We start from the raw sequence: 5461 nt of genomic DNA on the forward strand, positions 1-5461 counted from the left end.
CCGCAGCCAGTGTAGATAGAAAGCGATTGTTTTTCAACGCCGGACCGTTGCGCTAAATACGGATCGCATTTATGCCGCTTTTTGATGGTGGGAAACGCGCACCCGCGCCGCTTGGCTAAATCTTTGAGGTGGCCAGCATCCTTCGCATGAAATCATCGGTAATGGCCAAATCCATGTTCTTCTTTCTTTGGTCAAATACATTCTTCAGTCACCACGGAATGACTTTGCGGTCGCGCAAGAAATTTCCTGTCAAATCATGCGGCGCTTCAAGCGCAAGCCAAACGGCCGTTTCCGCGCCTTGCGAAACGTCACGTTTGGCATTCGGGCCGCCCATGTCCGTCTTGACCCAGCCCGGACAAACCGAATTGACCGCTATCCCGCCACGCAATTCGGCGGCAAGTATTTTGGTAACGGCGTTAAGCGCAGATTTTGAGATTCGGTAAGCGGCATGACCGCCTCCCATATCGGTAAGCGCGCCCATGCCGCTGGATATATTTACGATGCGACCGCTGCCACTGCGCTTGAGCAAAGGAACGAGCGTCTGTGACAGGATCAGTGGAGCAAGTGTGTTGGTCTCCAGCGTGGCGCGAACTGCGGAAAGCTTCACTTCAAGCCCGGAGCCGTCGTCGTCGGAAATAACACCCGCGTTGTTGATCAATACGTCGAGGAGACCAAAAGTCTGTTGCAGAAAATTGCGCAGGGCTAAGATGCTCTCGGGCTCAGTGACTTCCAACGGGTGGAACTGCACCGACAGTTTTTGGGCGGTGAGTTTTTCGACTGCCTGCTCGCCGGCTTGCGGATTGCGCGCCGTCAAAACAACGTGGGCGCCGCGGCTCGCCAGTTGACGGCACATCTCGAAACCGATGCCGCGGTTCCCACCGGTAACAACGACAATGGGTTTGCGCCCGTTCATGCCTTCGATATCAAGTTTACTAAATAATCATAAGCGAAATAATGCGATCAATGTAGTAAAAGCTACGAAGTTCTTTAAAAAATGGTTCTTGCAATTTGCTACCCCGAACTCAAGTCTGCGGCCAAGTTCATCGTGTCTGGCGCACGATGCGCACAACGACTTGTAGTGACGCAAACCTAATATCAATCGCGCTCCCGCGAAGCCTGCTTCATCAGCAAGGTCTTTCGCGGCTCCCAACCCAATTACTCAACCCGAATTTTGCCCTACGAGCTTTTCCCGGGAGATGGTCGAATCGCCTGGAAAAGTAGAAAAATTATCATCTAAAAACAGTAGATTAGCTTAGGCGTTAATATAAGACAAAAATGCGGTTTAGGTCACATATTTATTTGTCTTAGACGCCCATAATTTCAGCGGTAAACCGTCAAAAGGCGGAGGCCATACGTGGCTCTGAGAAGTGAGACCTCCAAGCAGTCGCGCGACTCATGCGGAGGTTTGGCGTCAATAGTGTACATGACGGCCATCGTTCTTCTGGTGGCAGGCTGCGCGGCATCAACAGTCGCGCCGGAGAACCCGCAGGTCGTCAGCGGCGTGCTCCCGTTCATTCAGGACGGCAAAACCTCCAAAAAGGAGGTTTTCAGTCGTCTGGGCGAACCCGACTACCGTCATGAGCGCGGTCGAATCGTTGCTTATAGCATGTCGATGTGCGCGGTTGAAGAAGTGGTGCCGTTTAGCGACGAGACTCGTTGCAGAGAGCCGGGGACCTATAACCTGGTTCTGGTATTCGGCCCACACAATATCGTCGAACAACATAGCCTGGTACGCGTGAGATGAATTCATATAGACATATCTTTACTGGCCCACTTGTCACGGCATGCCGACTCGTTCTGGTCGCTGTTGCAGGAGCGGGATTTGGCGGCTGCGCTTTGCTTCCAACCCCTACGGTGGTCGGCTACAGTGAAATCCCGAGCAAGACCATCGAATCGTTTGAGCCCGGCAAAACGACGCGCGCCGAGGTATTGCTGAAACTCGGGGAACCGGGCGAACGGTCAGAGAATGACCGAGTTTTCGTTTATCATTGGCAACAAGTAGCCGGCTTTAGCATGGTTCCAACTTCGCTCGGAGGCACCGTTACAAATGACCATTACCTTGGTTTCGAGTTCGGGCCTAATAATCGACTGAAGCGGGTTAAGGAGTTCTCCGGAGATTGGCTGCACCCTCTTGCCAGCCCAACTCGCGACTTTGGCCAATGGGCGAGCGATAAGCCTTAGGCTTCGCACTTGAAAATTGCGGTCGTAATACCCGTCAACTCGGAAACGTAACCGTAATTATCAATCCGTGACCGGACGGATTATCGCTGAGATCAATTGCTGCTCTATGTTGGTCGGCGATGTTCTTGATGATTGCTAAACCCAAACCACTTCCTGTTACCTCGGTTTCGCCTCGACGATAGAATCGGTCAAAGACACGCTCGCCAGTCGGAATTCCGGGGCCGGGGCCTTACCTTGGATTAACGATTTAATGGAAATGCCTGGATTTTTTGCTATGCCGTATGGTCTCGCCCCACATCGACGAGTAACGCAAACAAAATTACCGCGCTGCTATACGGCGACACGGGTCTTACAAAAAAATCATTAAAAAAAACTTAAGAAGTTAAATGGCAGGGTGCATGTTCAAGCACACAGAATGTCCGATGGACGGATCCGAACTTTCTGTGTCCGCAGCAAATTCGCTTCGGGCCGCATGATTTGAGCGGCACAGTGTTGAGATCGATCGATTACTCGCCCACAGTGCAACCGAATAATGCACTGCATTTTAGAAGCCGCGTTATATTGCGTTACATTTCGTTACAACATTTTGTCAACTGAATTGATAAATTTTGCGTTAAAGGGCAAATCGTATGGTCTAACTTGAGTAAGATCATTTAGCAAAGGAGATTCATCATGAAGAAGATTTTGATTGGCATTGCCATGCTGGCGCTCATGCAGGTGAATGGCTATGCATACGAAGCCGTCGCGAGAGTCGTAAGCGCAACTCCCATCACTGAGACGGTGAATCATCCTACACAGGAATGCTGGACGGCGCCCCAGCAAACTACTCAATATGTACCTCAACCGTACAATCCGGCCGGCGCTTTGATCGGCGGATTGGCGGGGGGGCTGATTGGCAGCACAGTGGGTCAGGGCACAGGAAAAGTTGCAGCCGCCGCAGGCGGCGCAGTGGTTGGAGCGATTACGGGTGACCGACTTGCCAACCAGGATGCCGCGGCGAGCACATATACGACCACAACGCCGGTCCAACGTTGCCAGCAAGTTGACAACTACCAAACTGTGACCAGCGGTTACTGGGTGACCTACGAGTACAATGGGCAGCTTTTTAAGACCCGGCTGCCGTACAACCCGGGTAATGAACTACGGGTAAATGTTGCGGTTACGCCCCGCTGACGCACTCGTTAATTCCTTGATTTAATGCTTGGAGCAATCATGTCGATTACGCGCACCAAAGTTTGCAGGGACCTACTTGGGCTCATGTTCGTATTTTCATCTGGATTGGCGTTTTATGGAGTCGCCCACGCGGACGAACATGGGTACCGCGGGCACGAATTTCGTGAAAGTGAATTCAGGCAACACCAATACCTGGATTCACGCTACCACCACAATCATTACTACCCGCCGCGCGGCTACGCTTTTGCCAAATTGCCGCCCTCACATCGCGTCGTTTATTATCACGGCGCGCCGTATTACTTTGGTGGTGGGATCTGGTATCGCCATATCGGCGTGAACTTTGTTGTTGTGGCGCCCCCATTCGGTTTGGTGGTGCCGATTCTACCGCCGTATTACACGACGCTTTGGGTAGGCAATGTGCCTTACTACTACGCCGATAACGTTTATTACGCGCCAAGCCCGCAAGGAGGTTACGTCGTTACTCAAGCACCTCCGAGCAACGTTGTCGTCGAACAGCAGCCATATAGTGCTGCGGCTCAGCAGCCGGGCAACGTCGTTGAAATGGGTCCAGCAAACAGTTCCAATAATCCGCCGCCGCCAAGCGTAAATCCCGGTTCCCCGCAGCCGGGAGGCGTAAATCCCGTTCCCCCGCAGTCGCCAAGCGTAAATCCCGGTCAAGAACCTCCGGGACAATTATTTGTTTATCCCGACAAAGGCCAAACCCAGGCACAGCAGACGCAAGATCGCAACGCCTGCCATAGCTGGGCTGTCAGCCAAACAGGCTACAATCCAGCCGCTCAGACTGGTGGTGAGCAAACTGGCGATAAGCTTGCGGATTACCAACGCGCACTGAGTGCTTGTTTAGAAGGCCGCGGTTATACCGTGAGGTAAAGAAAATCACGCTCGTGGGCGAGGGCAACTGATCGGACTCGGAGCAGGGTGGCGGCGAGTATTTTGTTACTGTGTCAAATTTTCCTGCCCGTGGTTGACTGCCAATTTCGCGGCGGTGGGCAGATCCGCTGCATTCCAGCCTCCTCCGAGTGCTTGGATGAGTAGCACGCTTGCGACGAGCCGCTGGCTGAGGATATTGACCGCCGTCCTTTCATTACTCAGTGCAGCAGCCTGTACCACGATAACGTTGAGATAACTCACCGTTCCCGCTTTATACTGATTAGTGGTCAACTGAACCGACAGACGCGCCGCCTTGACGGCTTCGTCTTGTACTTGTGCTTCCTGTTCAAGAATACGCAGCGCGGCCAAGTTGTCTTCAACTTCCTTGAATCCATTCAGTACAGTCTGGCGGTACGCTGCCACGTTGGCGTCGTAAGCGGCTCTTGCCTGCGCCGTCTGTGCGCGCCGCAATCCGCCATCGAACAACGTTTCAGCGAGCTGCGGCCCGACGGCCCAGAAGCGGCTTGGGACGGTAAGCCAATTTGACCAACTGGGACTTTGGAATCCACCGGAAGCCGACAGCGTTAAGTTCGGATAGAAGGCCGCGATAGTAACTCCTATTTGCGCGTTTGACGCAGCAACCAGACGTTCTGCTGCTGCTACGTCGGGACGGCGCTCAAGCAGATCGGACGGCACGCCGATGGGAACTGCAGGCAGACTCGTGTTGAGTGGCGCAGAGGGAATGGAAAAAATAGATGCCGGTTTTCCGACCAGCAGCGCAATCGCATGCTCGAACTGCGCGCGCTGCACTTCAACGTCGATGGCTTGTGCCTGCGTGCTCTTAAGCTGAGTTTCCGCCTGAACGACATCCGTTTTGGCGGCAGTGCCAACTGCATATTGGTTTAACGTGAGTTGCAGGGACTTTTGGTAAGCGACGACCGTGTCGTCAAGCAGTTGCTTCTGGGTGTCCTGCGCACGCAGCTGAATATAATCCTGTGCCAGCGCTGCTTGCGCGGAAAGCAGCGCCGCTTCAACGTCGGCAGCGCTGGCCTGCGCGCTTGCTTCATTCGATTCTACCGTGCGCCGGATTTTACCCCACAAATCCGGCTCCCAGGATGCATCCAGCGTTAACAGATAGCTGTTCTGTATGCCCGGCCTGATCGATTGGGACTGCGAGTTGCTGAAACCAGCGGGAGAATGGGAGCGTGATTCGGCT

7 protein-coding genes are annotated in these 5461 nt (G+C 53.5%); 4 read left to right on the top strand and 3 right to left on the bottom strand.

Translation table 11 applies throughout. From position 1 onward, the window contains the following. Positions 1-208: 208 nt before the first annotated feature. Positions 209-913 (bottom strand): SDR family oxidoreductase, encoded by a 705-nt coding sequence (locus VLV32_10830; protein ID HUL42379.1) that lies wholly within the window; start codon positions 911-913, stop codon positions 209-211. A 441-nt stretch (positions 914-1354) separates the two neighbouring features. Here VLV32_10830 and VLV32_10835 point away from each other — a divergent pair, with 441 nt between their 5' ends. Further along, a complete protein-coding gene (locus VLV32_10835) occupies positions 1355-1744 on the top strand; it encodes a hypothetical protein (protein HUL42380.1) in 390 nt (129 codons plus the stop codon). After that, positions 1741-2181: a hypothetical protein gene (locus VLV32_10840; protein HUL42381.1), complete on the top strand. Its 441-nt coding sequence runs from the start codon at positions 1741-1743 to the stop codon at positions 2179-2181. Before VLV32_10835 ends, VLV32_10840 begins: the two co-directional genes overlap by 4 nt. A 34-nt stretch (positions 2182-2215) precedes the next feature. On the opposite strand, the gene VLV32_10845 is transcribed toward VLV32_10840, so the two are convergent. Further along, complete coding sequence (locus tag VLV32_10845) at positions 2216-2395, bottom strand: ATP-binding protein (protein HUL42382.1); 180 nt, start codon at positions 2393-2395, stop codon at positions 2216-2218. Between the two features lie 458 nt (positions 2396-2853). Here VLV32_10845 and VLV32_10850 point away from each other — a divergent pair, with 458 nt between their 5' ends. Both VLV32_10850 and VLV32_10855 read left to right on the top strand, forming a co-directional pair. Then, a complete protein-coding gene (locus tag VLV32_10850) occupies positions 2854-3354 on the top strand; it encodes a glycine zipper 2TM domain-containing protein (protein HUL42383.1) in 501 nt (166 codons plus the stop codon). A 39-nt stretch (positions 3355-3393) separates the two neighbouring features. Beyond that, on the top strand, positions 3394-4245 hold the full coding sequence (locus VLV32_10855) for a DUF6515 family protein (protein HUL42384.1): 852 nt from the start codon (positions 3394-3396) through the stop codon (positions 4243-4245). A 66-nt stretch (positions 4246-4311) separates the two neighbouring features. On the opposite strand, the gene VLV32_10860 is transcribed toward VLV32_10855, so the two are convergent. Beyond that, positions 4312-5461: efflux transporter outer membrane subunit (locus VLV32_10860; GenBank protein ID HUL42385.1), on the bottom strand; the 1150-nt coding region annotated here is incomplete at its 5' end.

It is taken from the genome of Burkholderiales bacterium (assembly GCA_035518095.1).
Taxonomy (GTDB): domain Bacteria; phylum Pseudomonadota; class Gammaproteobacteria; order Burkholderiales; family JAHFRG01; genus JAHFRG01.